We start from the raw sequence: 25,225 nt of genomic DNA, 5'->3' as shown, positions 1-25,225 counted from the left end.
GGCTTGGTCATCGGGCGGGGCATCAGGCGGGGCGGTCGTCGGGCAGATGCCTGCATTATCTGGGTTGGTCGGAAAAGGTGCGCTTGCCGGTATGTTAACGGCGGCGCGCACGCCAGCGGGCTGCGTAACGGCGCAGCACCCGGGTGGGCCACCAGCGCCGGCGCGGCAGGCGGTGGCGCCAGCGCCGCACGGCGGCAAGCAGGGCCTGCACTTCGCGCCACGGCGCGCTGGCCTGCAAGCGCGCGATCCAGCGCTGCTTGAGGGCCAGGAACCAGGCCAGCAGGCGGGCGAACCAGGCGATGGTCAGCAGCGTGGCCCGGGTCAACGCGTACAGCCGCGCCACCGCCGCCGCGCCGGCCACCTTGGCCGTCACGATCACGGCCAGGCCCATGACGGCGTGGCCGTGCGCCATGGCGAACAGGGCCAGCAGCTTGACGGGAAACAGCAGCAGGGCCGGCAGCACGAACACGGCCAGGGCGGCACCCGGACGCAAGCCCTGCAGCCAGGCCTCGAGCCGGCGCAGGGGCGGCCAGCGGGCCAGGTAGGCCATCAGGGCCGCGCCCAGGTCCCACAGCCAGTCCTCCAGCAGCAGGAACAGGGCGGCCAGGTAGACCAGGGGCGCCGTCAGCCGGCGCCGCACGGTGGGCGAAAGTTTCATGCCGGCGCGGCCGGCAGGGCAAAGGGGCGCATCGCCAGATGATACGTGAAAAAATGGCCGCTGCGCAGGGCGCGGTCAGCCGCTACAATGTGGACATGAACAAAGCCTTTGTCAAAGAATCGGACCATGACGACGATGAGGAAGCGGCCGCGCTGGCGCTGGCCATTCCCGCCGGGTCGAAGAACTACATCACGCCGGCCGGTTACCAGCGCATCAAGGACGAGCTGCTGCAGCTGATCGACGTCGACCGGCCGGAAGTGGTGCGCATCGTGCACTGGGCCGCCTCCAACGGCGACCGCTCGGAGAATGGCGACTATATCTACGGCAAGCGGCGGCTGCGGGAAATCGACCGCCGCATCCGCTTCCTGACCAAGCGCATGGATTCGGCCGCCATCGTCGACCCCAGCGTGCACCATGGCAGCGACCAGGTGTTCTTTGGCGCCAGCGTCACCTACTGCAACCAGACGGGCGAGGAGCGCACCATCACCATCGTCGGCATCGACGAACTCGACCCGCTGAAAGGCAAGATCAGCTGGGTGGCGCCGGTGGCGCGTGCGCTGACCAAGGCGCGGGTGGGGGACGTGGTCAGCTTCCAGGCCCCGCATGGGCTGGAAGAGCTGGAGATCCTGGAAGTGCGTTATCCGGCGCCGGCCAACGACTGAGCTCAAATAAATGGGGACGTACCCCATTTTTTTTGAAATATGGGGTACGTCCCCATTTTTTCGGGTTAGCTGCGCTCGCGCAGGATGCGGTTGACGCCGGCCACGCGGCGCACGTTGCGCAGCAAGCCGGCCAGGTGCACTCGGTCCTTGACCTGGATCGTGAAGCGCAACTGGTGCAGGATGTGTTCCTTGTCCTCGTCCATGCCCACGTAGGTGATGTTGGCGTCCGATTCGCCGATCTCGGCCGCCACCCGGGCCAGGATGCCTTTTTCGTTATTAATCAGCAGCTTGATGCGGCAGTCGAAGCGCCGGTTCAGCTCGGTGCCCCACTTGACGGCGATCCAGCGGTCCGGCTCCTTGCCTTTCTGGCGCTTGGCCAGCGTGCAGTCGCTGGTGTGCACTAGCAAGCCCTGGTCGCGCCGCAGCTGGCCGATGATGGCGTCGCCCGGGATCGGCAGGCAGCACTGGGCCAGCTGCACGGACACGCCTTCGCTGCCGCAGATGGTGACGGGGTCCAGCTCGGCCGCGCTGTTGTGGTCGATCGGCGCGCTGGCCGATTCGCCGCCCTTGAGGCCGAAGATGTGGCGCGCCACCAGCGCCGCCATGCGCTTGCCGATGCCGATGTCGGCATACAGTTCGTCGAGCGACTTGGCGCTCGATTCGTTGAGCAGCCGCTCGACCAGCTGGTCTTCCATCGACGGGTCGATGCCCAGGTGGGTCAGGGCCTGGGCCAGCAGCTGCTTGCCCAGCGAGATCGATTCCGGCAGGTTGATGGTGCGCAGGTGGTGGCGGATGGCCGAACGGGCCTTGCCGGTGCGCACGAACGACAGCCAGGTGGGGCTGGGCCGCGAACTGGCATCGGTGACGATTTCGACGATGTCGCCGTTGCGCAGTTCCGTGCGCAGCGAGGCCGCTTCGTTGTTGATGGTGACCGACACCGTATGGTCGCCGATGCCCGTATGGATGGAATAGGCGAAGTCGATGGCCGTGGCGCCGCGCGGCAGGGCGATGATCTTGGACTTGGGCGTAAATACATAGACGGAATCGGGGAACAGGTCGACCTTGACGTGTTCCAGGAATTCGGCCGAGTCGCCCGTCTGCTGCTGGATGTCGAGCAGCGACTGCAGCCACGCATGGGTGCGCTGCTGCAGGTCCGACAGGTTGGAGTCGCCGTTCTTGTACAGCCAGTGGGCCGCCACGCCCGATTCGGCCGTGCGGTGCATTTCCTGGGTGCGGATCTGGAATTCCACCGGCGTGCCGTAGGGGCCGATCAAGGTCGTGTGCAGCGACTGGTAGCCATTGAGCTTGCGAATGGCGATGTAATCCTTGAACTTGCCCGGCATGGGCTTGTACAGCGAGTGCAGCGTGCCCAGCGCCACGTAGCAGTTGGGGAAGCTGTCGACCACCACGCGGAAGCCGTACACGTCGAGCACCTGCGAGAACGACAGGCGCTTGCTGCGCATCTTCTTGTAGATGCCGTACAGCGTCTTTTCGCGGCCGTACACTTCGGCCTCGATGTTGGCCATGGCCAGCGTGTTCTTGACCGCTTCCAGGATCTTCTTGACCACTTCGCGCCGGTTGCCGCGGGCCGCCTTGACGGCCTTGGACAGGGTGCGGTAGCGCAGCGGGTACAGGTGCGAGAACGACAGGTCCTGCAGTTCGCGGTAGATGTTGTTCAGGCCCAGGCGGTGGGCGATGGGCACATACACTTCCATCGTCTCGCTGGCGATGCGGGCCTTCTTGGCCGGCGCCATCACTTCCAGCGTGCGCATGTTGTGCAGCCGGTCGGCCAGCTTGATGAGGATGACGCGCACGTCCGAGGCCATGGCCAGCAGCATCTTGCGGAAGTTTTCCGCCTGCGCCTCGATCTGGCTCTGGAACTCGATCTTTTCCAGCTTGGACAGGCCGTCCACCAGGCTGGCCACGGGGGCGCCGAAGCGCTCGATCAGTTCATCCTTCTTGACGTCCTGGTCTTCCATCACGTCGTGCAGCAGGGCGGCCATGATGGCTTGCGCGTCCAGCTTCCAGTCGGCGCAGATCTCGGCCACGGCAATCGGGTGCGAAATGTAGGGCTCGCCCGATTTGCGCACCTGGCCCAGGTGCATCTCGTCCGAGAAGCGGTAGGCTTCCTTGACTTTTTTCAGGTCGGCGGGACTCAGGTATTCGGCCAGCTTTTCCGTCAGGTGGGTGACGGAGGCGACGCCGGCCGTGACGGTGGGCGCGGCCAAGGGCGACGAGGAGGGCGCGGCCGATGCTGCGGACGTGGCGACGCTGGCGCCAGCCGCCGTGGGCGGGGTCTTGGCGCGGGTGCCGGTGGTGACGGTGTCGGCAGGAGTCAGGTTCATCTTGTGTGCGATCCGTCGCAGTGGAATGGTCTAAACGCTGGCTGCATTATTGCAGAACTGCCCAAGTCCTGACCATCCTCACTGTGCGGGAACGCGGGTTCCACTTACATGGGAACCTTTTTCAGCATTTCCAGACCGACTTTGCCGGCGGCGATTTCGCGCAGGGCGACGACGGTCGGCTTGTCCTTGGCTTCCACCTTGGGGGTGTGGCCTTGCAGCAGCTGGCGCGCGCGATAGGTCGCGGCCAGGGTCAGCTGGAAGCGGTTAGGGATATTCTTCAGACAATCTTCAATCGTGATGCGGGCCATCTTAACTCCTAAAAGCGGGTGTATTTATTCTGCGTGGATGCCCAGCTGGGCGAACAACGATGCGTTGCGGGCCGCTTGTTGCGCAAAACGGCAACGGGCCGCTCGGACGATCGCGCTCAGCTCGGACAGGGCGACCGGGAATTCTTCGTTGATAATAACATACTCGAACTCGGGCGCGTGGGCGATTTCGCCGCCAGCCGCCAGCAGGCGGCGCGTGATCACGTGGGGCGCGTCGGTGGCGCGCTTGTTGAGGCGCTCTTCCAGCGCGTCGATCGAAGGCGGCAGGATGAAGATGCCGGCCGCCTGCGGGAACTGCTTCTTGACCTGGCGCGCGCCCTGCCAGTCGATCTCGAGCAGGATGTCGGTGCCGGTCTGCATCTGCTGTTCCACCATGATGCGCGAGGTGCCGTAGTAATTACCGTGCACTTCGGCCCACTCCAGGAATTCGCCGGCCTGGGCGCGGGCGACGAAGTCTTCCGCGCTGGTGAAGTAGTATTCCTTGCCGTGGGTCTCGCCCGGACGGGGGGCGCGGGTGGTGGTGGAAATCGACAGCTTGATGGCCGGTTCCTGCGCCAGCAGCGCGTTGACCAGGGTCGATTTGCCGGCGCCGGACGGCGCCACCACCATGAACAGGCTGCCGGAGAAGGCGGAAGGTTGGCTCATGTTGATCTTTCCAAACGTGGGCGTCGCCCAAAGGCGTATTTTACCAAGGGCAACGAAATGCCGCCACTCCCGCCGCCGCGCCGAAGACAATGCCGCTGCACGGCGGGCCACGACCACGACGCCACGTCCTGTTTGAGGCGGGCTACTCCAGGTTCTGCACCTGCTCGCGCATCTGCTCGATCAGCAGCTTCAGTTCCATCGAGGCGTCGGCCAGTTCCTTGACGGAAGCCTTGGCGCCCAGCGTGTTCGCTTCGCGGTTCAGTTCCTGCATCATGAAATCGAGGCGCTTGCCGACCTGGCCGCCTTTTTTCAGGATGTGGCGGGTTTCCGTCAGGTGGGCCGACAGGCGGCCCAGTTCCTCGGCCACGTCGATGCGGATGCCGTACAGGATCACTTCCTGGCGGATGCGCTCGAGCGCGTCCTGGCGCGACAGGGCCGAGTTGGAACCCTGGCAGGCCAGGCCCAGCGCGTCCTGCATGCGTTCCACGGCCTTCTGTTGGAAGGCGGCCACCACCTGCGGGATCAGGGGCGTGATGCGCTTGACGATCGCTTCCATGGCGTCGATGCGGGTGGTCAGCATCGTTTCCAGCGCCGCGCCTTCGCGCTGGCGGCTGGTGACGAAGGCGGCCACGGTGCGGGCCGTGAGGGCGGCCACATCGGCCTGCAGCGATTCCTGGCCGATCTGGGCTTCCTCGATCACGCCAGGCCAGCGCAACAGTTCGGCCACCGTCATGGCGGGGGCGCCGGCGAAGTGCTTGCCCACCTCGAGTTGCAATCGTTGCAACTCGCCGAGCAGCGCCATGTTCAGCGCCGTGGTGCCGGTGGTGGCCGCCTTGCGTCCGAAACTGAGACGAATTTCGACCTTGCCACGGGTAATGGCGGCCATAATGGCAGCACGCAAATCGGGTTCGAGGGCGCGCAAATCGTCGTTTATTCGAAACTGTAGGTCAAGAAAGCGCGAATTGACGCTCTTGATTTCTATCGTCAGTGTTCCCGCCGCGCTCTCGCTGGTGGCAACCGCGTAGCCTGTCATGCTGGAAATGCTCAATGGATGTCCCCGATTTAATCTTTACAAAACAGTGATTTATCCACACAATCCGTTTGTTGAGGCGAGGAAACTTATGGCTGCACAAAACAACGCCCCGTTACCGGATGGCCTGGAAATTGCTGGATATCGCATTGTAAAGAAAATTGCGTCCGGTGGGTTCAGTATTGTTTATCTGGCGTATGACGCAGACGGGAATACGGTGGCGATCAAGGAATATCTGCCCAGTTCGCTGGCGTTACGGCAGCCGGGCGAGCTGGTGCCGGCCATTTCCAAGGCCAACTTGCCCGTGTTCCGCATCGGTCTCAAGTGCTTTTTCGAGGAGGGGCGGGCGCTGGCGCGCATCGCCCATCCCAACGTGGTGAGCGTGCTCAACTTTTTCCGCGCCAACGACACGGTCTATATGGTGATGGCCTACGAGTCGGGCCACTCGCTGCAGGAGCACATCCAGCGCCTGAAAGCCAAGGGCAGCCGCCCCAACGAGGCCTTCATCCGCCAGATCTTCACCCAGGTGCTGCGCGGGCTGCGCGAGGTGCATGCCAACAAGCTGCTGCACCTGGACCTCAAGCCGGCCAACATCTACCTGCGCACGGACGGCACCCCCATGCTGCTCGACTTTGGCGCCGCGCGCCAGACCGTCAACACCGACCTGCCCAAGCTCACACCCATGTACACACCCGGCTTCGCGCCGCCCGAACTGTACACGCGCAACGCCACGCTGGGGCCGTGGACGGACGTCTACAGTATCGGCGCCTCGATGTTCGCCTGCATGGTCGGATCGCCGCCACAACCGGCCGACCAGCGCAAGACTGAGGATAAAATGGAGGCGCATTTCCAGAAGCTCGACGGCCTGTATTCGGAAGAACTGGTCAAGCTGGTGCGCTGGTGCCTGGCGCTCGATCCGCTGGCCCGCCCGCAAAGCCTGTTCGCGCTGCAGAAGGTGCTGCAGACGGCCGCCCCCGAGGCGCCCGCGCCGGCGCCCCAGGGCACGTTGGAAAAGCTGGGCGGCAGCCTGCGCGGCCTGGTGGGCCGCCTGGGCGGCCTGGGGCGGGCCAGGGACAAGGCCGGACCCGATACGCAGCAATAACGGCGCCATTAACCGACACAAGGCATAACCATGCAATTCTCCGTGTATCAGGAAAGCCACATCGGCGGCCGCAAGGTCAACCAGGACCGCATGGGCTACAGCTTCACGCGCGACGCGCTGCTGCTGGTGCTGGCCGACGGCATGGGCGGCCACCTGCGCGGCGAGGTGGCCGCCACCATCGCGCTGCAGACCATTTCCACCATGTTCCAGCAGCAGGCCTCGCCCTACGTGAAAAAGCCGGAGCGCTTCCTGGAGCTGGCCTGCATGGCGGCGCACCACGACATCCACCGCTACTGCGCCGCCAACAACCTGCCGGACACGCCACGCACCACGGTGGTGGTGTGCCTGATCCAGCACAACACGGCGATCTGGGCCCACGTGGGCGATTCACGCCTGTACTGGCTGCGCGGCGGCCAGATCCTGGCGCGCACGCGCGACCACTCGCATGTGGAAAGCCTGATCGCGCGCGGCGTGGTGCCGCCGTCGGCGCGCGCCACCCATCCGGACCGCAACAAGCTGTATAACTGCCTGGGCGCGGGCGTGGTGCCGCGCATCGAGCTGTCGGGCCGCGCCAGCCTGCTGCCGGGCGACCAGCTGCTGTTGTGCTCCGACGGTTTGTGGTCTATGCTGCCGGACGAAGAATTGGCGCACCGCCTGCAGACGCAGACGGTGGTGCGGGCCGTGCCGGACCTGGTGAGCACGGCGCTGGCCAAGGCCGGCCAGGGCAGCGACAACGTGACGGCGCTGGCCATCATGTGGCAGGGCGGCTCCGTCACCGACGGCATCGCCACCGTGACGGCGCCCGACATGTCCACCGTGATTTCGACCGAGGCGCTGCCGCAGGACCTGCACAGCACCACCATCCACGGCAGCGCGCCGACGGAAGCCGAACCGGCCGCCGAAGCGGAACCGGAAATGGACGCCTTCAACGACGACGAAATTGAACGCGCCATCGCGGAAATCCGCGGGGCGATCGAAAAGTCCTCCCAAATACTGAAATAGACCGACATAGGAAACTTGATGACTTTTGTATCCCGCCCCAGCGGCCGCGCCGTCGATGCGCTGCGCACCCTGCGCCTGACCCGCGATTACACCAAGCATGCCGAGGGTTCGGTGCTGATCGAATGCGGCGACACCAAGGTGATCTGCACCGCCAGCATCGAGGAAAAGGTGCCCGGCTTCCTGAAGGGCAAAGGCCAGGGCTGGATGACGGCCGAATACGGCATGCTGCCCCGTTCCACCCACACCCGCATGGACCGCGAGGCCGCGCGCGGCAAGCAGTCCGGCCGTACCCAGGAAATCCAGCGTTTGATCGGCCGCTCGCTGCGCGCCGCGTTCGACCTGGAAGCGATCGGCGAGCGCACGCTGCACCTCGATTGCGACGTGATCCAGGCCGACGGCGGCACTCGCACCGCCTCCATCACGGGCGCCATGGTGGCGGCCTACGACGCCTTCTCCAAGCTGGTGGCGCGCGGCGCCGTGCCGGCCATCCCGCTCAAGCACTTCGTGGCCGCCATCTCGGTTGGCGTGTACCAGGGCATGCCGGTGCTGGACCTGGACTACGTGGAAGACTCGGGCTGCGACACCGACATGAACGTGGTGATGACCGACGCCGGCCACTTCATCGAAGTGCAGGGCACGGCCGAAGGCGCCGCCTTCGACCGCGCCAGCATGAACCGCCTGCTGGACCTGGCCCAGGGCGGCATTGCGGACCTGATCAAGATGCAGAAGCGGGCGCTGGGGCTGCTGGACTGAGCCGCTTCATTTTGTCATCGTGATCGCCACCAGGGGCCGTCGCGTCCCCGTTGGCGGCCCGGCGCATCAGTGTGCCGGCGCTGGCGTGGCGGTGTCCGCGCCGGCCGCTTCCTCGCTCATGCGCTGCTGCAGGAAGTCGACAAAGGCTACCGTCTTCAGCGCCAGGAAATCGCGCGCCGGATAGACGGCGTAGCTGGCCGGCGCCGGCGGCAGCCGGCAGTGGGCCAGCACGGGCACCAGTTCGCCGCGCGCCAGCTCCTCACGCGCGAGCACCTGCGGGATGCGCAGGATGCCGGCGCCGGCCACGGCCGCCGTCACCAGCGAGCCGCCATCGTTGATCTGCAGCGGGCCGTCCACCCGCACCACATACGGCCCGTCGTCGCCGATAAACGTCCATTCGTCATAGACCCTGCCGCCGTTGGCGTACAGCAGGCAGGCATGCGCGCGCAGCTCGTGCGGCGTAGCCGGCACGCCGGCGCGCGCCAGGTAGGCGGGAGCGGCCACGATGATGCTGGCGTTGTCGGCCAGCTTGCGCGCCACCAGCGTGGAATCGACCAGGTAGGAGGTGCGGATGGCCACGTCGATCTGCTCGGCGATCAGGTCGACCAGCCTGTCCTCGAGCTGCAGCGACACCTTGACCTGCGGGTACAGCGCGGTGAACTCGGCCAGCAGCGGCGCCAGCGGGCGGCGCGCGGCGATCGAGCACGATACGCGCAGCAGGCCGCGCACCTGCTGCTGGTACTTGTCGGTGATCTCGCCGATGCGCTCCAGCGCCTGCTCGATCTGCTGCGCCTGTTGCAGCACCAGCGCGCCGATCTCGGTCAGCGCCAGGCGCCGGGTGGAGCGCTGGATCAGGCGTGCGCCCAGGTCGAGCTCCAGCCGCGCCAGCTGGCGCGACACCACCGACTTGCCGCAGCCGAGCTGGATGGCGGCCGCGCTGATGCTGCCGGCCCGCACGATGGCGGCAAAGATGGCCAGCCGTTGCGGATTGAGGGCGGCGCCGTTGTAGGCGGGTAGGGGAGTGGTGATTGTCGTCATATGGGCAACAATGTAATGCCAAATTGATGACTAATCAAGCATAGTCCAGGCGCCTATACTGCTGTTCGTTATCTACCATTTTGCGAGCAGAGACCACCATGTCCACCACCAATCACCAATTCCTCCTGGCCCGCCGTCCCGTGGGCGCCATCCAGCGCAGCGACTTCGAGTACGCTGCCGCGCCCGTGCGGACGCCTGCCGAAGGCGAAATCCTCATCAAGCTGGAATACATCTCGCTCGACCCGGCCATGCGCGGCTGGATGAACGCCAGCGAAGACTCCTACATGCCGCCGGTGGCCATCGGCGAGGTGATGCGCGCCATCGCCGTCGGCCAGGTGGTCGAATCGCGCCACGCCGGCTTTGCGGCCGGCGATTACGTCACCGGCCTGCTGGGCGTGCAGGAATATGCCGTCTCCACTGGCCAGGGCCTGACCAAGGTCGATCCCAAGCTGGCGCCGTTGCCGCTGTACCTGGGCGCGCTGGGCATGCCGGGGCTGACCGCCTATTTCGGCCTGCTCGACGTGGGCCAGCCCAAGGCTGGCGAGACGGTGGTGGTGTCCGGCGCGGCCGGTGCCGTGGGCGCCGTGGTGGGGCAGATCGCCAGGATCAAGGGCGCGCGCGTGGTTGGCATCGCCGGCGGCGCGGACAAGTGCCGCTACCTGGTCGAGCAGCTGGGCTTCGACGCGGCCATCGACTACAAGAACGAGGATGTGGCCGAGGCGCTGCGCCGGCATTGCCCGCAAGGCGTCGATGTGTATTTCGATAACGTGGGCGGCCAGATCCTCGACGCGGTGCTGAACCGCCTGGCGCTCCATGCGCGCATCGTGATCTGCGGCGCCATCTCACAGTACAACAACACGACTGCCGTGCAGGGGCCGGCCAACTACCTGCAACTGCTGGTCAAGCGCGCCACGATGAAGGGCATCATGGTGGCGGACTACTATCCGCGCGCCATGGAGGCGATCGTCGCCATGGGCGGCTGGATCGCCGCCGGCAAGCTCAAGACCCGCGAGGACGTGGTGCAGGGCCTGGCGTCGTTCCCCGAAACGTTCCAGAAGCTGTTCGACGGCAGCAACAACGGCAAGCTGGTGCTGCAGGTGGCGGCGCAGGGCTGACGTTGGGGAGTGGCCGCGCAGCAGCTGGACGGCGACGCGTGGCCCTCGGCCGGCGTGCCGAAAGGCGGCGCGGCCAAATCGGTTTACAATGGCGGCACTTCCAGCCCCGCGCATGCGGGGCGCATTGCCACTATAGCCAGATTACCCATGACCCAACGTCTCATCCTTGCCTCCAACAACGCGGGCAAGCTCAAGGAATTCAACGAACTGCTGTCCGCCGTCGGCTTTTCGGTCCACGCCCAGGGCGAATACGACGTGCCCGAAGCGGACGAACCGCACATCACTTTCGTCGAGAACGCGCTGGAAAAGGCGCGCCATGCTTCGCGCCTGACCGGCCTGCCGGCGCTGGCCGACGATTCCGGCGTGTGCGTCAACGCGCTGGGCGGCGCGCCGGGCGTGTATTCCGCGCGCTACGCGGGCGAGCCCAAGTCCGACGCCGCCAACAACGCGAAGCTGATCGCCGACCTGGCGCCCCATGCCGACAAGTCGGCTTATTACTACTGCGTGCTGGTCTACGTGCGTCACGCCGACGATCCGCAGCCGGTGATCGCGGACGGCCGCTGGAACGGCGAAATGATCGCCACCCCGCGCGGCAATGGCGGCTTCGGCTACGATCCGCATTTCTATATCCCGGCGCTGGGCAAATGCGCCGCCGAGCTCACGCCTGACGAGAAGAACGCGCTGTCGCACCGCGGCCAGGCCCTGCGCGCACTGGTCGAGAAGCTGCGATGATCCCGATCAAAGTCGCGGGCGCCGCATCCAAGCCGGCCATGGCCACCGCCGATGCGGCCGGCGCCGCCGTCAAGTACCTGCAGCCGGGCGCCCTGAACCTGCAGGCGCTGCCGCCGCTGTCGCTGTACGTGCATTTCCCGTGGTGCGTGCGCAAGTGTCCCTATTGCGACTTCAACTCGCATGAAGCCCAGGGCGGCGCCTTCCCCGAAAAGGAATACCTGGACGCGCTGCGCGCCGACCTGGAGATGGCGCTGCCGCTGATCTGGGGCAGAAAGATTTATACCGTTTTCATCGGCGGCGGCACGCCCAGCCTGATGTCGGCGGCAGGGCTGGACCGGCTGCTGTCGGACCTGCGCACGCTGCTGCCGCTGGACGGCGATGCCGAAATCACGATGGAAGCGAACCCCGGCACGTTCGAAGCGGAGAAATTCCGCTCCTATCGCGCCAGCGGCATCAACCGCCTGTCGATCGGCATCCAGAGCTTCAACGCGGACCACCTGAAATCGCTGGGCCGCATCCATGACGGCGACGAGGCGCGCCGCGCGGTGGAAATCGCGCGGGCCAACTTCGACAACTTCAACCTGGACCTGATGTACGCGCTGCCGTCGCAGACGCTGGAACAGGCGCGGCTCGATGTGGAGACGGCCATGTCGTACCAGCCGCCGCACCTGTCGCTGTACCACCTGACGATGGAGCCGAACACGGTCTTCGCCAAGTATCCGCCCACGCTGCCGGACGACGACGCCAGCGCCGACATGCAGGACATGATCGCGGAGCTGACGGCGGCGCACGGTTATGGCCAGTATGAAGTGTCGGCCTATGCCCAGCCGGGCCGGCAGGCGCGCCACAACCTGAACTACTGGGAATTTGGCGACTACCTCGGCATTGGCGCCGGCGCGCATGCCAAGCTGTCGTTCCCGCATCGGGTGCTGCGCCAGGCCCGCTACAAGCAGCCCAGGAGCTACATGGAGCAGGTACGCAACGGTACGCCGGTGCAGGAGGAATACGAGATCGCGCGTGAGGACATGGGCTTCGAATTCATGCTCAACACCTTGCGGCTGCACGGCGGCTTCTCGCCCAACCTGTTCGCCGAACGCACCGGCATGAGCCTGAACGCGATCGACAAGACGCTCAACGCCGCCGAAGCCAAGGGCCTGCTGTACCGCGACCACCTGGTCATCCGCCCGACCGAGCTGGGCCAGCGCTTCCTCAACGACCTGCAGCAGATGTTCCTGCAGGCATAACCCCCGGGGCTGTTAGAACTCTTCCCAGTCCTGGTCGCCGCCGACGGTGGCCGGTTTGCGTGGGCTGGCCTTGGCTGCGGCGGGCGCGGGGACGGCTTCCAGGCGCCGGGCCGCTGGCGCTGGAGCGCGCGCTACCTTCTTCGGCGCGGCAGCTGCCGCCGCGACGGGACGGCGCGCGGGCGCGACCCGTGCCGGCGCCGCCAGCATGCCTTCGTTACCGAGCTTGAAGCAGGCCGCCACTTCGGCCAGCCGCGCCGCCTGTTCCTGCATGCTGGCCGCCGCTGCCGCCGCTTCTTCCACCAGCGCCGCATTCTGCTGCGTGACCTGGTCCATTTGCGCGATCGCCGTGTTGACCTGGTCGATGCCCGTACTTTGTTCGCTGCTGGCCGAGGTGATTTCTCCCATGATGTCGGTCACGCGCTTGACGCTGGCCACCACTTCCTGCATCGTGCTGCCGGCCTGCTGCACCAGCCGCGCCCCCAGGTCCACCTGTTCCACCGAGTCGCCGATCAGGGCCTTGATTTCCTTGGCCGCGCCGGCGCTGCGCTGGGCCAGGTTGCGTACTTCGGACGCCACCACGGCGAAGCCGCGGCCCTGCTCGCCGGCGCGTGCCGCTTCCACCGCTGCGTTCAGGGCCAGGATGTTGGTCTGGAAGGCGATACCGTCGATCACGCCGATGATGTCGACGATCTTCTTGGCCGAGGCGTCGATCGAGCCCATGGTGTCGACCACCTGGCCGACGATGGCGCCGCCTTTTTCCGCCACGTCCGACGCGGCCTGCGCCAGCTGGTTGGCCTGGCGCGCGTTCTCGGCATTCTGGCGCACGGTGGAGGTCAGTTCCTCCATCGACGATGCCGTCTCTTCCAGCGAGCCGGCCTGCTGCTCCGTGCGCGAGGACAGGTCCTGGTTGCCGGCCGCGATCTGGCTTGATGCGGTGGCGATGGTGTGCGTGCCTTGCTGCACCTGGCTGACGACGTTGCGCAGCGAGTCGTTCATGCCATGCAGGGCTTTCATCAGGTCGCCGATCTCGTCACGCGAGGTCTCGGCGGCGAATTCGGTGGTCAGGTCGCCGGTGGCGACGGTGCCGGCGATGTCGACCGCCGACTGCAGCGGCGCCGTGATGCTGCGCGAGATGACCCAGGCGGCCAGGCTGCCGACGGCAATCAGCAATACCGACAGTATGGTCTGCAGCATGGTGCCGCGCTCGTTGGCCGCCTCGATGGCCAGCGCCGTGTCGTCGATGGCCTTGCGCTGGAACGCCAGCAGTTCCTTGACCTTGTTCTGGTAGGCCGTGGCCGCCGGCATGAACTCCTGTTGATAGATGCGCTCGGCGCTCGCCGCGTCGCCGCTCTTGCGGGCCGCGCTGACGGCGTTCTTGGACGCCTGGTACTTGTTGCGCAGGGCGATGGCCTGGTCGTAAATGGCTTTCTCGTCCGGGTTGACCAGCAGTTCCTTGATGCTGTTCAGTAGCGCCGTACCTTGCTTGACGCTGTCGGCGATGACGTCGGCGAAGGTGGCGGCCAGCGTGTCGTCCGTGCTGCGGGCGATCAGTTCGGTGCGGGCGATGGCCGAGTAGATCAGCACATACCAATCGGAGACGATGCGTTCCTTGGCCAGTGGCTTGGCCATCATCTGTTTGGTCGCTTCGCCGTTGGCGCGTTCGTTGACCAGTGCCACCGAGGTGGCAAACACGGACATCAGCAGGACGATGGCAAAGCCGATCGAGAGGCGGGTGCGGATGCGCAGGTGCGACAGGAATTTCATGGTGTGGTCTCCCTGGAAGGCCGGCGTGCCACAGGCGGATTTGGGGCTGGCGGCGCTGTAAGTATGCGCCCAAGCGCCGCCGTCCGACATGAAATTTTCTGTCGAATTCGTTGCTTTTTCGAAACAATATTTCATCCCGGAAGCACCGGGCACCGCCGTCAGAACGTCTGCGCCAGCTGCAGGTCGGGCCGTTCGCACCAGCGCGCCAGCGCCTCGGCCATGCGCTCGCTTTCGGCGATGGCGCGGCTCCAGTCGCGCGTGCGGGCCGCGTGGTCCTGGCCGTAGAACTTGAAGTCGCGCCGGTCCGGCAGCTTGCCGTTGGGGAGGCTGGCCACGAACGACGGCGAGGGCGAAATCAGGATCACGTTCTCCAGCGCGGCGTCGCGCGCGCGGCGCCAGGGCATGGACTTGTCCAGCCAGCCGGGCACGATGTAGTCGGCAAAGTGCGGGTACAGCACCAGGCCCGGATCGCGCCGGTAGGGCAGGTGCAAGTGGTAGTCGATCAGGCCGCCGTCCCAGTAGTCGCCAGGCGGGGCGCCGGCGATGCCCGACACCGCTTCCAGCACCAGCGGGATGGAGCCGGAGGCCAGCAGCGCGTCGCGCAGGTTGGCCTCGGACAGGCCGACGAAATGGCCGGCGAAGGCGTCGAAGGGCTGGCGCAGCCAGTCGGCGCCATCGCGCCCGTCATGGAACACCACCCGTTCCATCGAGCCGGCCAGGCGACGGCGCGCCACGGCGTTGTTGGCGGCGGCCAGCAGGAAGCCGGCCATTTCGCGCCAGCGGGCGCCGCCCGTGCCGGCCAGCGGGCCGGCGCCGCGCACGGTCAGCACGGCCAGGCGGTGGCCGGGATGGTTCAGTACTTCGGCGGCGCGTCCGTCCAGCACTTCGTCCAGCAGGGCGCGGCAGGTGCGGCTGACGTAGGCCGCATCGACCTTGGCCGGGTAGCGCTGGCCCGCGTACAGGCGAGCCAGCCGGCGGTGCGCGGCCACCGGGTCGTGGAAGGCGGATGCCGCCATGCGCCAGGCGCCGATCGAGGCGCCCACCAGCGTGCGCTGGCGCGGCGCCCGCGGCAGCCAGGAACCGGACATCCAGCAATCGATGCCGTTCAGGATCAGGCCCTTGGGGCCGCCGGCCGCGGCGGGGACGATGGCGATGTCGGCCGGTTGCAGGCCGTCGGCGGCGATGCGCTGGCGGGCGCGCTGGCCCAGGCGGATGGTGATAGGTGAAGACATGGCGGCTCGGCTTGTGATGGTCAACTGGCGTTGCAAGTTCGGATGCGGTTGCGGGCGCAGGTGTAAGAGCGGGCGCGGTTGGCCGGCCCGGCCATGCCACCGCCGCGATGCGGACGGCGGCGTTGGCGCCGGCCCGGCCCGGCCCGGGTTACTTCAGGCCGCCGCCCAGGGCCCGGTACAAATCGATGGCACTGGTGGTGCGCAGCAGGCGCGCCTGCACCAGCGCCTGCTGGCTGGCGAACAGTTCGCGCTGGGCGTCGAGCACGTCGAGCGAGCTGGCCACGCCGTTGGCAAAGCGCAGTTCCAGCAGCTGCAGGCGGTCGGCCTGGGCATCCTGGATGGCGCGCTGCGCCGTCACCTGGTCGCCCAGGTAGCTGCGCGCGGCCAGCGCGTCGGCTACTTCGCGGAAGGCGGTCTGGATGGTCTTCTCGTAGTCGGCCACGGCCAGGTTCTTGCGCACTTCGCTTAACGTCAGGTTGGCGCGGTTGCGGCCTGCATCGAAAATGGGCAGCACCAGTTGCGGCGCGAACGACCAGCTGCCCGAGCCGCTGTCGAACAGGCCGCCCAGCGAAGGGCTGCTGCTGCCCACGGCCGCCGTCAGGCTCACGCGGGGGAAGAAGGCGGCCCGCGCGGCGCCGATGTTGGCGTTGGCCGACTTGAGGCGCTGTTCGGCGGCGCGGATGTCGGGCCGGCGCGTGAGCAGGTCCGACGGCAGGCCGGCCGGCAGCGCGCTCATGGCGTCGATCTGGGCATCGCTGGCCAGGGCGGCGGTTGTGGCGCCGCCATTGACGTCGTTGGCGGCGGTGGTTTGCGCACCGTTGGTGGCGCTGATCGCGTTGGCAGCGGCGGCGTTGGCTGGCGCGACTGGAGTAGCCGTAGCCGCCGGCGCCGGCGGCTGGCCCACCAGCAGCGTCAGCGCGTTTTCCGCCTGCGCGCGCTGGCGCGCCAGCGTGAGCGCGGCGGCGCGTGCCGTTTCCATCAGCGTCTCGCTGGTGCGCAGGTCCAGCCGCGACGAGGCGCCCACGTCGGCGCGCTGGCGCGTCAGCGCGTAGGTGCGCTGGCGCGTCTCGAACGTCTGCTGGGCCAGCGCGTACTGCTCGGCATAGGCCCGTTCCGTGTAGTAGGCCTTGGCCACATCGGCCACCAGGCCGATCTGCGCCGCCTGGCGCGCTTCGTCCGTGGCCAGGTAGGCGGCCAGGGCGGCGTCGTTCAGGCTTTTCACGCGGCCAAAGAAGTCCAGCTCGAAAGCGGGCATGGACAGGCCCACGTCGTAGCGCTTGCCGATGGTGCTCTGGCCGCTGGAGGTGAGGAAGGCGGGCGTCCTGGCGCGGGTATCTGCGGCGCTGGCGTTCACGTTCGGCAGCCGGTCGGCGGACTGGATGCCGTACTGGGCGCGTGCTTCTTCCATGCGCAGGGCGGCCGTGCGCAGGTCGCGGTTGTGCTCCAGCGCGGCGGCGATCAATTGCTGCAGGCGGGCGTCGGCGAAGTAGTCGCGCCAGCCCGTGTCGACGGCGGCCTTGCCGTCGGCGGCGCTGTCGGCGGCCGACGCTTCGGGCCAGGTGGCGGCCACCGGCGCGGCCGGGCGCTGCCAGGTGGGCGCCAGCGAGCAGGCCGACAGCAGGCCCGCCGCCATCAGGGCGGTCAGCAGGGTGTGGCCGGATTTAGTCATGTTTTTTCTCCACGGGCAGGTCCAGTTCATGTGCGGCCAGACGGCGCTGGCGTTCGCTGCCCTTGAATATCTTGCGGATCACGACGAAGAATACGGGCACCAGGAACACGGCCAGCACGGTGGCCGTGATCATGCCGCCCATCACGCCGGTGCCGATGGCGCGCTGGCTGGCCGAGCCGGCGCCGCTGGCCACCACCAGCGGCAGCACGCCGAGGATGAAGGCCAGCGAGGTCATGATGATGGGGCGGAAGCGCAGGTGCACCGCTTCCAGCGTCGATTCGATCAGGCCCTTGCCCTGCGCCTGCAGGTCCTTGGCGAACTCGATGATCAGGATCGCGTTCTTGGCCGACAGGCCGATGATGGCGATCAGGCCGACCTTGAAGTAGACGTCGTTGGGCAAGCCGCGCAGGGTGGCGCCCAGCAGCGCGCCCAGCACGCCCAGCGGCACCACCAGCAGCACCGCCACCGGGATCGATTCGCTCTCGTACAGCGCGGCCAGCACCAGGAAGGCGGCCAGCAGCGACAGCGCGAACAGGGCCGGCGCCTGCGAGCCGGAGGTCTTTTCTTCCAGCGACTGGCCAGTCCATTCGATGCCGAAGCCGGGTGGCAGCTGCGCGGCCAGCCGTTCCAGTTCGGCCATCGCTTCGCCGGTGGAGCGGCCCGGGGCGGCGTCGCCGGTCAGCTTGATGGCGGGGTAGCCGTTGTAGCGCACCAGCTGCACGGGACCGTTGATCCAGTGCGAGCGGGCGAACGAGGCGAACGGCACCATGGCGCCGCTGGCGCTGCGCACGTTGAGCTTGAGGATGTCTTCCGGCTGCAAGCGCTGCGGCGCGTCGGCCTGCACGATCACGCGCTGCTGGCGGCCGGCGCTGGCGAAGTCGTTCACGTACGACGAGCCGAGCGAGATCGACAGCATGCTGTTGATGTCGGCGAAGGCCACGCCCAGCGCATTGGCTTTTTCGCGGTCGATGTCGAGCTGCAGCTGGGGCGCGTCTTCCAGTCCTTCGGGGCGCACGCCTTTCAGCACCTTGCTCTTGCCGGCCAGTTCCAGCAGCTGGTTGCGGGCCGCCAGCAGGGCGGCGTGGCCCTGGGCGCTGCGGTCCTGCAGGCGCGCCGTGATGCCGGTGGCGTTGCCCAGTTCGCGGATGGGGGGCGGGCTGAGCGGGAACACGACGGCGTCCGGAATGCTCGACAGGGCGCCAAAGGCACGCTGCGCGATGGCCGTGGCCGACTGGCTGGCCGGCCGTTCGTCCCAGTCCTTGAGCGGCACGAACACCAGGCCCGCGTTCTGGCCGTTGCCCGAGAAGCTGAAGCCGGCCACCGCGATGGTGCGCGCCACGCCGGGCTGCTGGCGGAAGTAGGCGTCCACCCTGGCCAGCACGGCGGCCGTGCGGCTGGTGGAGGCGCCGGCCGGCAGCTGCACGTTGGTGATCAGGTAGCCCTGGTCTTCATTGGGCAGGAAGGACGAGGGCAGGCGCGCGTACAGCCAGCCCACCAGGCCCAGGATCACTGCGAACACCACCAGGTAGCGGCCGGTGCGGGTCAGGATCCTGGCGATCATGCCCTGGTAGCCGGTGGCGGTGACGGCGAAGCGGCGGTTGAACCAGCCGAAGAAGCCGCGCTTTTCATGATGATGGCCCGCTTCCACCGGCTGCAGGATGGTGGCGCACAGGGCCGGCGTGAGCGACAGTGCCATCAGGGCCGAGAACACCATGGCCGACACCATCGACAGCGAGAACTGGCGGTAGATGGCGCCCACGGCGCCGCCGAAGAAGGCCATCGGGATGAACACGGCGATCAGCACCAGCGTGATGCCGATGATGGCGCCGGTGATCTGCTGCATGGCCTTGCGGGTGGCGTCGCGCGGCGACAGGCCTTCCTCGCTCATGATGCGCTCGACGTTTTCCACCACCACGATGGCGTCGTCGACCAGGATGCCGATCGCCAGCACCATGCCGAACATGGTGAGCACGTTGATCGAGAAGCCGAACATCTGCATGGTGGCGAAGGTGCCCATCAATGCCACCGGCACCACGATGGTGGGGATCAGGGTGTAGCGTATGTTCTGCAGGAACAGGTACATCACGAGGAACACCAGGATCACCGCCTCGACCAGGGTCTTGACCACTTCCTCGATCGAGATCTTGACGAACAGCGAGGTATCGTACGGCACCGTGTACTTGACGCCGGGCGGGAAGTATTTGGCCAGCTGGTCCATCTTGTTGCGCACTGCCGTTGCCGTCTGCAGCGCGTTGCCCGACAGGGACAGCTGGACGCCGATGGCCGAGAACGGCGCGCCGTTCAGGCGTGCGTTGATGCTGTAGCTGGCGCCGCCCATCTCGATGCGGGCCACGTCCGACAGCCGCACCAGCGAGCCGTTGGGATTGGCGCGCAACACGACGCGGCCGAATTCGTCCGTCGAGGCCAGCTGGCCGGTGACGACGATGGGTGCGGAATAAGTCTGCCTGGCGGGGCTGGGCAGGTCGCCCAGCGTGCCGGAGGCCACCTGGGCGTTCTGCGCCTTGATGGCGGCCGTCACGTCGGCCATGGTCATCTTCAGGCCCACCAGCTTGTCCGGGGCGATCCAGATCCGCATGGCGCGCTCGGTGCCGAACAACTGGGCCTGGCCCACGCCGGGAATGCGCTTGATTTCGTTGACCACGTTGCGCGCCAGGTAGTCGCCCAGCGCCGTCGGATCGAGCCGGCCGTCGGTGGAAGACAGGCCGACGAACATCAGGATGTTGCTGCGCGCCTTGTTGACCTGCACGCCCTGCTGGGTCACGGCGGCCGGCAGGCGCGACTCGACCCGCTTGATGCGGTTCTGCACGTCCACTGCGGCCAGGTCGGGATTGGTGCCGGGCTGGAAGGTGACGGTGATGGTGACGGCGCCATTGGCCTCACTCTGGGACTCGACGTATTGCAGGCCGTCGGCGCCGTTCATTTCCTGCTCGATCACGCTGGTGACGGCGTCGTCCAGCACCTGCGCCGTGGCGCCCGGATAGTTGGCCGTGATGACGATGGACGGCGGGGCGATGGTCGGATACTGGGCCACCGGCAGCACCGTGATGGCCAGCGCGCCGCCCAATAGGATGAACAGCGCAATCACCCATGCGAAGACGGGGCGATCGATGAAGAACTTAGGCATCTGTGCTCCCCGCGCTTATTTGGCTGTCGCCGGCGCGGCGGCGGAGGCGGACGCCGATGCCGAAGCCGACCCTGCGCCCGGCCCCTGCCACGGCTGCGGCTTGACCTGGGTGCCCGGCTTGGCCTTCTGGAAGCCTTCCACGACGATGCGTTCGCCGCCTTTGAGGCCGGAGCTGATGACCCAGTTCTGGCCCTGGACGTTGTCGGCCACCACGGGCTGCGACAGCACCTTGTCGTCGGCGCCGACCACCATCACGGAGGCGCCGTCCGGCCCGCGCACCACGGCCTGCTGCGGCACGATGATGGCGGCCTCGCGCACGCCCTGTTCCAGGCGTGCGCGCACGTACATGCCCGGCAGCAGTGTGTGCTGCGGGTTGGGGAATTCGGCCCGCATCGAGACGGCGCCTGTGCTCTCGTCGACCGACACGTCGGAGAACAGCAGCTTGCCCGGCAGCGGGTAGGGCTGGCCATCCTCGGTTACCAGCGTGACCCGGGCCTGGCCCTTGCCGGCGCTGGTCAGCTTGCCGCTGGCCAGGGCCTGCTGCAGCCGCAGCAGCTCGGTGGACGATTGGGTGATGGTGACGTAGATCGGGTCCAGCTGCTGCACGGTGGCCATCGGGGTCGCCTCGCCCTGGCCCACCAGCGCGCCTTCGGTGACGAGGGCGCGGCCCACGCGGCCGGCGATGGGAGCGGTGACGGTGGCATAACCCAGCGTCAGGCCGGCGTTCTGGCGTGGCGACCTGGCCGTGGCCAGGTCGGCGGCGGCCTGTTTCTGGGCCGTGGCCGCGTCGTCGTATTCCTGCTGGCTGACGGCCTGCGCGGCCAGCAGCGGCTTGTAGCGCTTCACTTTCAGTTCGGCCTGGGCCAGGTTGGCCTCGGCCTTGGCCACGGCTGCCTGGGCGCTGTCGTAGGACGCCTGGAAGCTGGCCGGGTCGATCCGGAACAGCACCTGGCCGGCCTTGACGTCGCTGCCTTCCGTATAGACCCGCTGCAGCACGATGCCGGCCGTACGGGCCCGCACCTGCGCCACGCGCGACGCTTCCAGCCGGCCCGGCAGCTCGCTGCTCAGCGTGACGGCGGCGGGTGCGACGGTGATGACGGCAACGGTGGGCGCAGGCGGCGGAGCGCCGTTGCCGGCGCTCTTGTCGCCGCAGGCGGCCAGCGCGGCCAAGGTCAGAATAGTGATGGCGACGGGCGCGCAGCGCGGGACTGATCTCATGGATGTCTCGTAAATTGTAGATGGTGGGCGGTACTTTTTCCTGCCGCCTGGTGTGGGCAGAAATGGTTGCAGCATTGTAATACAGCAATTGATGTAACGTTTTGTATGCGACAAGACCGCCGGGCCGGAAATGCGCACGGGGACGGAACCCGTGCCCGGCCAGGTGGCCGGGCTGCGTGTTCCGTCCCCGCTGGCGTGGGATGGCGACCGGGCCGGATCAGCGCATGCCGGAGATGATCTGTTTCAGCTTGCCGGAGTCGGCGCAGAAGGCGCGGATGCCTTCGGCCAGCTTTTCGGTGGCCATGGCGTCTTCGTTGAGCATGAAGCGGAACGACTTTTCATCGAGCGACATCTTGACCATGGCGGCGCCCGGCGCGGCGTCGGCCGACAGCTTGCGCGCGACGGGGGCGTCGCTGCTGGCCAGCTGCTGCAGCAGGTCGGGGCTGATGGTGAGCAGGTCGCAGCCGGCCAGTTCCAGGATCTGGCCCGTGTTGCGGAAGCTGGCGCCCATCACCTCGGTCTGGTAGCCGAACTTGCGGTAGTAGTTGTAGATGCGCTTGACCGACTGCACGCCCGGATCGTCGGCCGCTTCATACTCGATGCCGGTCGACTTCTTGTACCAGTCGTAGATGCGGCCCACGAACGGCGAAATGAGCTGGGCGCCCGCTTCCGCGCAGGCGATGGCCTGGCCCAGCGAGAACAGCAGCGTCATGTTGCAGTGGATGCACTCCTGCTCCAGGATTTCCGCCGCGCGGATGCCTTCCCAGGTGGCGGCCATCTTGATCAGCACGCGCTCGCGGTCGAAGCCGGCCGTCTCGTACAGGTGGATCAGTTCACGGGCCTTGGCCACCGAGCCTTCCACGTCGAACGACAGGCGGGCGTCGATCTCGGTCGAGACGCGGCCCGAGACGATTTTCAGGATCTCGCCGCCGAAGGCGATCAGCAGGTGATCGATCACGTCGCCGGTGGCGGCGTTGGGGTTGTCGCGCACGGCCTTTTCCAGCAGCGGCTTGTACTCGTCCTTCTGCACCGCCTTCAGGATCAGCGACGGGTTGGTGGTGGCGTCGCGCGGGGTGTAGGCCTTCATCGACTGGAAATCGCCGGTGTCGGCAACGACGGTGGTGAATTGCTTGAGCTGTTCGAGTTGGTTCATGTGCGGGGCCAAATGAGGTAAGCGGAATTGCGATTGGTATCTTAGCTTATTGTACTCACCCTTGGTCAAATGCTAAATGTGCGCAGCGTGATGTCACGCTGCGCGTAGTCCTTGCGGCTATCTGTGGGTCAGGGCGGCCAGTATGTTGCACAGCTCCCGCACGAAGTCCGATGGTTGCGGGGCCGGCGCTGGCGGGCGCTGGACGGCGGCATGCCGGGCGCCGTGGGAGCAGCCGGCAGCGGGGACGCCGGCCGCCGGAGTGTGGTTCGCGCTGAGCAGTGTTGCCATCTTGAACTCCTTATCGATTTGATTTGTCTATTTTGTACTGTTCCTTCGGTGGGATAAATACGTATAATCGAATTGAGTATTCCAAAAATGGAGCAATGATTGGACGTGCTGAACTACATGCGGCTGTTCGTGGAAGTGGCCAGGCGCAAGAGCTTCCGGGGCGCCGCCGATGCGATGGACATGCCCAATTCCACGCTGTCGCGCAATATCGCGGAACTGGAAAAGATCATCGGCCTGCGCCTGCTGCACCGGTCCACCCGCAAGGTGGAGCTGACGGCGGCCGGCGAGGTGTATTTCAAGCGTTGCCAGAGCATCGTCGAGGAGGCGCTGTCGGCCCACCAGGCGCTGCGCGACGTGTCGGAGCGCCCCATCGGCACGCTGCGGGTGTCGATGACGTCCGACTTCGCCATCGGCTACCTGGCGCCCATCCTGGGCGAGTTTGCCCGCATCTACCCGCAGATCAAGTTCAATTTCGACATCACGGTGCGGCCGGTCGACCTGCAGACGGAGCCGATCGACCTGGCCATCCGCATGGGTCGTCCGCCGGCCGGCCCCAACTCGCTGGTGGTGCGCCAGATCGCGACGCTGCCGCGCTACCTGTACGCCGCGCCGGATTACCTGGCGCGGGCGCCGCGGCTGGTCCATGCCAGCGACCTGGCCCACCACTCGCTGTGCGTGGGCCGGGGCGCGGCGCGCGAGACGGACATCTGGCGCCGCCTCCACCGGGGCGGCGAGACGGTGGAAGTGATGGGCGGCTCGCGCTTCGTGAGCAACAGCGCGGAGGTGAACCGGGCCATGGCCGCCAGCGGCATCGGCATCGCCGGCCTCGATCCGCGCATCGTGCGCCAGGACGTGGAAGCGGGGCGGCTGGTGCGGGTGCTGCCGGACTGGCAACTGGAACCGACCCATGTGCATGCAATCACGGACACGCGCCACCTGCCGGCCCGCACCAAGCTGTTCATCGCCTTCCTGATGGAGCAGCTGGGCAACCAGATCTCGATCGCGCAGGAAGACCCGGAGACGGCCGACGCCCAGTTGCTGATGGACGAGCTGTCCGGCGTGCTGGCTGGGATCACGGGCAGCAGCGGCAAGGCCTCGTTCGACGTGGCCGACGTGAAGGGCGATACGGCCTGTTTTGCCGTGGCGCGCAACCTGCAGGGCGTGCCAATAGGCTGTGGCGCGTTCCGGCCCTTGCAGCCGGGCGTGGCCGAGGTCAAGCGCATGTACGCGCGGCCCGGCAACGCGGGTACGGGTCGCGCCATCCTCGCCTTCCTGGAACGGGAGGCGGTGGCCCGCGGCTACCGCGCGCTGTGGCTGGAGACGCGCGAAGTCAACCGGCGCGCCGTGAACTTCTACACGGCGGCCGGCTACCGGCCGATGGAAAACTACGGCAAGTACGCCGGTAATCCGCTGGCGCTGTGCTTCGCCAAGCCGTTGGGCGCGAGCGCTGGTATAGTATTCGGCGACCAGCCATCCTGATAGAGGACCGCGATGAACATGCACACCAGCGTCGAGTTTTTCGATACCCAGTTCCAGCGCCAGATCGCGCAGCACGACTTCGCGCTCAACCCTTTCGAGCAAGCTGCCTTGCCCCATTTGCGCGGACGGGTGTTGGACTTTGGCTGTGGCATGGGCAACCTGGCCGTGCATGCGGCGCGGGCCGGGCATGAGGTGCAGGCCTACGACGCCAGTCCGGCCGCCATCGCCCACCTGCAACAGGTGGCGCGCGACGAGGCGTTGCCGCTGCAGGCCGCCGTGGCGGACCTGCGTACGACGCAATTGCATGAACAATTCGACACCGTGATCTGCATCGGCCTGCTGATGTTCTTCGAGTGTCCTACGGCCTTGCGCCAGCTGGCGCATTTACAGTCGCTGTTGCGGCCGGGCGGCGTGGCGGTGGTCAACGTGCTGACGGAAGGGACGACTTACATGGATATGTTTTCGCCGGAAGGGCATTGTCTGTTCGCACCCGGTGAGCTGCTGGCGCAGTTCGACGGTTGGCGCATCCTGGGCCATGAGCAGCGCAGCTTCCCCGCGCCGGGCGGCACGGTGAAGGTGTTCGATACGGTGATTGCGCAGCGCGCGTAGCCGGGCGCGCGGGGGC

General features: G+C 67.0%; 22 protein-coding genes. 9 read left to right on the top strand and 13 right to left on the bottom strand.

The window, feature by feature from the left end:
- Window positions 1-94: 94 nt before the first annotated feature.
- Entirely contained in the window at window positions 95-658 is a 564-nt protein-coding gene (locus AC3WOS_RS23615; protein ID WP_492719100.1) for a hypothetical protein, read from the bottom strand.
- Between the two features lie 95 nt (window positions 659-753).
- Between AC3WOS_RS23615 and greB the strand changes: the two genes are divergently transcribed.
- Complete coding sequence (gene greB / locus AC3WOS_RS23610; RefSeq protein WP_492719098.1) at window positions 754-1,320, top strand: transcription elongation factor GreB; 567 nt, start codon at window positions 754-756, stop codon at window positions 1,318-1,320.
- A gap of 65 nt (window positions 1,321-1,385) precedes the next feature.
- Here greB and AC3WOS_RS23605 read toward each other — a convergent pair whose 3' ends face one another.
- The 4 genes from AC3WOS_RS23605 to AC3WOS_RS23590 all read right to left on the bottom strand — a co-directional run bounded on the left by AC3WOS_RS23605 (window position 1,386) and on the right by AC3WOS_RS23590 (window position 5,669).
- Window positions 1,386-3,665 (bottom strand): RelA/SpoT family protein, encoded by a 2,280-nt coding sequence (locus tag AC3WOS_RS23605; protein WP_492719096.1) that lies wholly within the window; start codon window positions 3,663-3,665, stop codon window positions 1,386-1,388.
- A 104-nt stretch (window positions 3,666-3,769) separates the two neighbouring features.
- Window positions 3,770-3,973, bottom strand: a complete 204-nt coding sequence (gene rpoZ / locus AC3WOS_RS23600; protein WP_056443456.1) for a DNA-directed RNA polymerase subunit omega — start codon at window positions 3,971-3,973, stop codon at window positions 3,770-3,772.
- 24 nt (window positions 3,974-3,997) lie between these two features.
- Window positions 3,998-4,636: a guanylate kinase gene (gene gmk / locus AC3WOS_RS23595; RefSeq protein ID WP_492719093.1), complete on the bottom strand. Its 639-nt coding sequence runs from the start codon at window positions 4,634-4,636 to the stop codon at window positions 3,998-4,000.
- A 142-nt stretch (window positions 4,637-4,778) separates the two neighbouring features.
- A complete protein-coding gene (locus tag AC3WOS_RS23590; RefSeq protein ID WP_492719107.1) occupies window positions 4,779-5,669 on the bottom strand; it encodes a YicC/YloC family endoribonuclease in 891 nt (296 codons plus the stop codon).
- Between the two features lie 88 nt (window positions 5,670-5,757).
- On the opposite strand from AC3WOS_RS23590, the gene AC3WOS_RS23585 reads away from it, so the two are divergent.
- Genes AC3WOS_RS23585 through rph form a run of 3 tightly spaced genes read left to right on the top strand, consistent with a single transcriptional unit; the run spans window position 5,758 to window position 8,523 of the window.
- Complete coding sequence (locus AC3WOS_RS23585; protein WP_492719091.1) at window positions 5,758-6,768, top strand: serine/threonine protein kinase; 1,011 nt, start codon at window positions 5,758-5,760, stop codon at window positions 6,766-6,768.
- A 30-nt stretch (window positions 6,769-6,798) separates the two neighbouring features.
- Window positions 6,799-7,770 (top strand): PP2C family protein-serine/threonine phosphatase, encoded by a 972-nt coding sequence (locus AC3WOS_RS23580; protein ID WP_492719089.1) that lies wholly within the window; start codon window positions 6,799-6,801, stop codon window positions 7,768-7,770.
- Window positions 7,771-7,788: 18 nt separating this feature from the next.
- Window positions 7,789-8,523 carry a ribonuclease PH gene (rph, locus tag AC3WOS_RS23575; RefSeq protein WP_492719087.1) on the top strand — a complete coding sequence of 245 codons (735 nt, stop codon included), beginning with the start codon at window positions 7,789-7,791 and terminating at the stop codon, window positions 8,521-8,523.
- Window positions 8,524-8,589: 66 nt separating this feature from the next.
- Here the strand turns inward: rph and AC3WOS_RS23570 are convergent, their stop codons facing one another.
- On the bottom strand, window positions 8,590-9,561 hold the full coding sequence (locus AC3WOS_RS23570; RefSeq protein WP_492719085.1) for a LysR family transcriptional regulator: 972 nt from the start codon (window positions 9,559-9,561) through the stop codon (window positions 8,590-8,592).
- A gap of 98 nt (window positions 9,562-9,659) precedes the next feature.
- On the opposite strand from AC3WOS_RS23570, the gene AC3WOS_RS23565 reads away from it, so the two are divergent.
- The 3 genes from AC3WOS_RS23565 (at window position 9,660) to hemW (ending at window position 12,652) form a co-directional block, all read left to right on the top strand.
- Window positions 9,660-10,676: an NADP-dependent oxidoreductase gene (locus AC3WOS_RS23565; protein ID WP_492719083.1), complete on the top strand. Its 1,017-nt coding sequence runs from the start codon at window positions 9,660-9,662 to the stop codon at window positions 10,674-10,676.
- Window positions 10,677-10,823: 147 nt separating this feature from the next.
- Window positions 10,824-11,408: an RdgB/HAM1 family non-canonical purine NTP pyrophosphatase gene (rdgB, locus tag AC3WOS_RS23560; protein WP_492719081.1), complete on the top strand. Its 585-nt coding sequence runs from the start codon at window positions 10,824-10,826 to the stop codon at window positions 11,406-11,408.
- Window positions 11,405-12,652: a radical SAM family heme chaperone HemW gene (gene hemW, locus AC3WOS_RS23555; protein WP_492719079.1), complete on the top strand. Its 1,248-nt coding sequence runs from the start codon at window positions 11,405-11,407 to the stop codon at window positions 12,650-12,652. Before rdgB ends, hemW begins: the two co-directional genes overlap by 4 nt.
- 12 nt (window positions 12,653-12,664) lie before the next feature.
- Here hemW and AC3WOS_RS23550 read toward each other — a convergent pair whose 3' ends face one another.
- The 7 genes from AC3WOS_RS23550 to AC3WOS_RS23520 all read right to left on the bottom strand — a co-directional run bounded on the left by AC3WOS_RS23550 (window position 12,665) and on the right by AC3WOS_RS23520 (window position 23,121).
- Window positions 12,665-14,416, bottom strand: a complete 1,752-nt coding sequence (locus AC3WOS_RS23550) for a methyl-accepting chemotaxis protein (protein ID WP_492719078.1) — start codon at window positions 14,414-14,416, stop codon at window positions 12,665-12,667.
- 158 nt (window positions 14,417-14,574) lie between these two features.
- Entirely contained in the window at window positions 14,575-15,648 is a 1,074-nt protein-coding gene (locus AC3WOS_RS23545) for a patatin-like phospholipase domain-containing protein (RefSeq protein ID WP_492719076.1), read from the bottom strand.
- Window positions 15,649-15,796: 148 nt separating this feature from the next.
- Window positions 15,797-17,317 (bottom strand): TolC family protein, encoded by a 1,521-nt coding sequence (locus tag AC3WOS_RS23540; RefSeq protein ID WP_492719074.1) that lies wholly within the window; start codon window positions 17,315-17,317, stop codon window positions 15,797-15,799.
- Window positions 17,310-20,462: an efflux RND transporter permease subunit gene (locus AC3WOS_RS23535; protein ID WP_492719072.1), complete on the bottom strand. Its 3,153-nt coding sequence runs from the start codon at window positions 20,460-20,462 to the stop codon at window positions 17,310-17,312. Before AC3WOS_RS23535 ends, AC3WOS_RS23540 begins: the two co-directional genes overlap by 8 nt.
- 15 nt (window positions 20,463-20,477) lie before the next feature.
- Complete coding sequence (locus AC3WOS_RS23530) at window positions 20,478-21,680, bottom strand: efflux RND transporter periplasmic adaptor subunit (protein WP_492719071.1); 1,203 nt, start codon at window positions 21,678-21,680, stop codon at window positions 20,478-20,480.
- 217 nt (window positions 21,681-21,897) lie between these two features.
- On the bottom strand, window positions 21,898-22,833 hold the full coding sequence (gene tal / locus AC3WOS_RS23525) for a transaldolase (RefSeq protein WP_492719069.1): 936 nt from the start codon (window positions 22,831-22,833) through the stop codon (window positions 21,898-21,900).
- A 117-nt stretch (window positions 22,834-22,950) separates the two neighbouring features.
- A complete protein-coding gene (locus tag AC3WOS_RS23520; RefSeq protein ID WP_492719067.1) occupies window positions 22,951-23,121 on the bottom strand; it encodes a hypothetical protein in 171 nt (56 codons plus the stop codon).
- Window positions 23,122-23,226: 105 nt separating this feature from the next.
- Here AC3WOS_RS23520 and AC3WOS_RS23515 point away from each other — a divergent pair, with 105 nt between their 5' ends.
- Together AC3WOS_RS23515 and AC3WOS_RS23510 are read left to right on the top strand one after the other, a co-directional pair.
- A complete protein-coding gene (locus AC3WOS_RS23515; protein WP_492719106.1) occupies window positions 23,227-24,600 on the top strand; it encodes a GNAT family N-acetyltransferase in 1,374 nt (457 codons plus the stop codon).
- Between the two features lie 12 nt (window positions 24,601-24,612).
- Window positions 24,613-25,209 (top strand): class I SAM-dependent methyltransferase, encoded by a 597-nt coding sequence (locus AC3WOS_RS23510; RefSeq protein ID WP_492719065.1) that lies wholly within the window; start codon window positions 24,613-24,615, stop codon window positions 25,207-25,209.
- Window positions 25,210-25,225: the final 16 nt, after the last annotated feature.

Source organism: Rugamonas sp. FW305-51, from assembly GCF_058786935.1.
The sequence above is the reverse complement of the archived record's forward strand: the minus strand, read 5'-3'. Positions and strand labels throughout refer to the sequence as shown.

Coding starts and splice junctions, on each gene's coding strand:
- AC3WOS_RS23615 (WP_492719100.1), bottom strand. CDS start 658: ATGAAACTTTCGCCCACCGTGCGGCGCCGGCTGACGGCGCCCCTGGTC.
- greB (WP_492719098.1), top strand. CDS start 754: ATGAACAAAGCCTTTGTCAAAGAATCGGACCATGACGACGATGAGGAA.
- AC3WOS_RS23605 (WP_492719096.1), bottom strand. CDS start 3,665: ATGAACCTGACTCCTGCCGACACCGTCACCACCGGCACCCGCGCCAAG.
- rpoZ (WP_056443456.1), bottom strand. CDS start 3,973: ATGGCCCGCATCACGATTGAAGATTGTCTGAAGAATATCCCTAACCGC.
- gmk (WP_492719093.1), bottom strand. CDS start 4,636: ATGAGCCAACCTTCCGCCTTCTCCGGCAGCCTGTTCATGGTGGTGGCG.
- AC3WOS_RS23590 (WP_492719107.1), bottom strand. CDS start 5,669: ATGACAGGCTACGCGGTTGCCACCAGCGAGAGCGCGGCGGGAACACTG.
- AC3WOS_RS23585 (WP_492719091.1), top strand. CDS start 5,758: ATGGCTGCACAAAACAACGCCCCGTTACCGGATGGCCTGGAAATTGCT.
- AC3WOS_RS23580 (WP_492719089.1), top strand. CDS start 6,799: ATGCAATTCTCCGTGTATCAGGAAAGCCACATCGGCGGCCGCAAGGTC.
- rph (WP_492719087.1), top strand. CDS start 7,789: ATGACTTTTGTATCCCGCCCCAGCGGCCGCGCCGTCGATGCGCTGCGC.
- AC3WOS_RS23570 (WP_492719085.1), bottom strand. CDS start 9,561: ATGACGACAATCACCACTCCCCTACCCGCCTACAACGGCGCCGCCCTC.
- AC3WOS_RS23565 (WP_492719083.1), top strand. CDS start 9,660: ATGTCCACCACCAATCACCAATTCCTCCTGGCCCGCCGTCCCGTGGGC.
- rdgB (WP_492719081.1), top strand. CDS start 10,824: ATGACCCAACGTCTCATCCTTGCCTCCAACAACGCGGGCAAGCTCAAG.
- hemW (WP_492719079.1), top strand. CDS start 11,405: ATGATCCCGATCAAAGTCGCGGGCGCCGCATCCAAGCCGGCCATGGCC.
- AC3WOS_RS23550 (WP_492719078.1), bottom strand. CDS start 14,416: ATGAAATTCCTGTCGCACCTGCGCATCCGCACCCGCCTCTCGATCGGC.
- AC3WOS_RS23545 (WP_492719076.1), bottom strand. CDS start 15,648: ATGTCTTCACCTATCACCATCCGCCTGGGCCAGCGCGCCCGCCAGCGC.
- AC3WOS_RS23540 (WP_492719074.1), bottom strand. CDS start 17,317: ATGACTAAATCCGGCCACACCCTGCTGACCGCCCTGATGGCGGCGGGC.
- AC3WOS_RS23535 (WP_492719072.1), bottom strand. CDS start 20,462: ATGCCTAAGTTCTTCATCGATCGCCCCGTCTTCGCATGGGTGATTGCG.
- AC3WOS_RS23530 (WP_492719071.1), bottom strand. CDS start 21,680: ATGAGATCAGTCCCGCGCTGCGCGCCCGTCGCCATCACTATTCTGACC.
- tal (WP_492719069.1), bottom strand. CDS start 22,833: ATGAACCAACTCGAACAGCTCAAGCAATTCACCACCGTCGTTGCCGAC.
- AC3WOS_RS23520 (WP_492719067.1), bottom strand. CDS start 23,121: ATGGCAACACTGCTCAGCGCGAACCACACTCCGGCGGCCGGCGTCCCC.
- AC3WOS_RS23510 (WP_492719065.1), top strand. CDS start 24,613: ATGAACATGCACACCAGCGTCGAGTTTTTCGATACCCAGTTCCAGCGC.